The following is a 2072-nucleotide window of genomic DNA, read 5'->3' on the forward strand; positions in this document are numbered from 1 at the left end:
CGCAAGGTCTGCGTCCGGACATCCATCGTTCCCCGCTCCACGACGGCTCCCCACTATGCGGCCCGCCCCGGAACAGGGCGAGGCCTCGGTGAAACGGTCGGTGGCGGCGGTCAGGTCGCCCGCCGCCCGCGCGCGCCGGGCCTGTTCGGCGTGCTAGGACAACTCCTGGACTTCCAGGTCGACTTGTGTCCAGGACGAAGCGGTATCCGCCGGCGCCGTCGCGGATCGCCGAATCCGCCCGGCCGGTTCCCGGCGGGTCGAGTGCCTTGCGCAGCGGGTAGACGCAGCCGGGCGGGACCCGGCGGCCGGTCACCGGCGGACTGTTGCCCCAGGCGCCGTCGAGCAGTTGCCCGTGGCCGACGGTCGTGCCCCCGCCGAGCACCAGGACCGTGAGAACGGCCTGCCTCCCGGGTGGGATCGATCTCCAGCCGCTACGGACCGCGCCGAGCGCCGTGCCCGAACCGGTCCGAGCACCTCGATCCGGAGCCGCTCGGGGACTCCCCCGGTGCACCGCGCCCCCTTCCCGTTCCTGCACCAGCGGGATTTCATGCGGATTTCACCGCCTGTCGCGATGGTTGGCAAGACCGCCCGCAGGCAGGGCGGAACTGTCGGTTCCGGACATGGCGACGGAGACGGTGACGACGTGGATCTGGAAATTCACCCAACGGCTGGTCGATACGGGCGGGTTCTTCCTGCCCATGAGCTCGCTCGGCCGCGAGGAGTGGTCCAGGTCTCCAAGGAAAGCGTCCTGCGGGGCGCGCCGGTGGGGCACGCAGGTGTCCACGGCGGCGGGCTTCTGAACGAATGGGTGCGGGCGGCCACATCGAAGGGCCGGTACGGCGGCGCGCGGTCGCCGTACGGCAGGTGACACGGAGCGGGGAACGAATCAACATGGCGGAGACCAAAGGCGTACTGCTGCCGGCCTATGTGCTGGCCGACGAGTCGGGCTCGATGAGCCCGTACGAACAGGATCTGACCCACGGTCTGGTCTCGCTCTGCGAGGGACTGCGGGCCGAACCGATGATCGCGGCCAAGCTGCGGCTGGCCGTGCTCGGCTTCTCCGACGACGTCCAGGTGCGTCTCGCGGTGGCCGACATGCGCCGCGAGACGCACCTGCCTAAGGTCGAGATCCGGGGGCTGACGAACTACGAGGCCGTGTTCGACGACCTCTTGACGAGGATCCCGAGCGATGTGCGCTGGCTGCACGGAGAGGGCTACAAGGTGCACCGGCCGGTGGTGTTCTTCCTCAGCGACGGACAGCCGACCGACGGCGGGGCCTGGCGGCGGCCGCACCGGGAGCTGACCGACCGGGCGCAGACGCCCACCGCCCCGAACATCGTGGCCTGCGGCATCGGCAACGCCGAGGCGAGCACCATGGTGGAGGTGGCGACCCAGCCGGAGTTCGCGTTCATCGCGAAGCCCGGGACCGACATCGGGCGCGCGGTCGCCGAGTTCTTCCACGCGCTGACGGCGAGTCTGGTCGCCTCGGGACAGGCGCTGAACTCGGGCACACCACAACTGGTGGTGAACCGTCCGGACCAGTTCAGCATGGCGATCGACGAGGTCGGGCAGTGAACAGGGCTGCCGACCGCGGGCGTTTCGGGGCCTTCGGCCCGCCCGCCGTACCTCCCGTGCCGCCCACTGTGCCGCCCCTGCCGCCGGACGCGCCGCAACCGGTACCGTCCGTCCCGTGGCTGCCGGTCGTGGTGGGGACGCCGGGTCCGGAGTTCGAGGCCCGGCCGCCGGGCAGGTTCGCGTTCGAGTTCCCCGACACCGAATGCGACGGCTGGTCCACACCGTCCCTGTGCCTGCGCTTCGCCTCGGTGCGCGGCGCCCAGCACCGCTACTCCGGCAAGCCTCGGCAGGACGCGGCGCGCGCGGCGTGCCACGAGGCGAGCGGCGGCGTCGTGTTCGCCGTGGCCGACGGCGTCTCCGGCGCCGGCAGATCGGAGTGGGGCGCCATCGAGGCGTGCCGGACCTCCGTGGAGCGGATGCTGCACCTGCTGTCGACTGGCGACGGGCAGCTGGACTTCCGGGACGTACTGCTCCGGGCCGCCGAGCGGCTGCGGCAA

3 protein-coding genes are annotated in these 2072 nt (G+C 71.6%); 2 read left to right on the forward strand and 1 reads right to left on the reverse strand.

Translation table 11 applies throughout. From position 1 onward, the window contains the following. Positions 1 to 556: 556 nt before the first annotated feature. Complete coding sequence (locus H5J33_RS32595; RefSeq protein ID WP_181798325.1) at positions 557 to 784, reverse strand: hypothetical protein; 228 nt, start codon at positions 782 to 784, stop codon at positions 557 to 559. Positions 785 to 891: 107 nt separating this feature from the next. Here H5J33_RS32595 and H5J33_RS32600 point away from each other — a divergent pair, with 107 nt between their 5' ends. Together H5J33_RS32600 and H5J33_RS38485 are read left to right on the forward strand one after the other, a co-directional pair. Then, a complete protein-coding gene (locus tag H5J33_RS32600; RefSeq protein ID WP_181798326.1) occupies positions 892 to 1575 on the forward strand; it encodes a hypothetical protein in 684 nt (227 codons plus the stop codon). A gap of 56 nt (positions 1576 to 1631) precedes the next feature. Then, positions 1632 to 2072 (forward strand): protein phosphatase 2C domain-containing protein (locus H5J33_RS38485; RefSeq protein ID WP_181798327.1); only part of this gene is annotated, 441 nt, incomplete at its 3' end.

The organism is Streptomyces sp. WELS2 (genome assembly GCF_013870595.1).
GTDB lineage: Bacteria > Actinomycetota > Actinomycetes > Streptomycetales > Streptomycetaceae > Streptomyces.

Bases quoted from the DNA above. Each gene is read 5' to 3' on its own strand.
- H5J33_RS32600 (WP_181798326.1), top strand. From the start codon at position 892: ATGGCGGAGACCAAAGGCGTACTGCTGCCGGCCTATGTGCTGGCCGAC.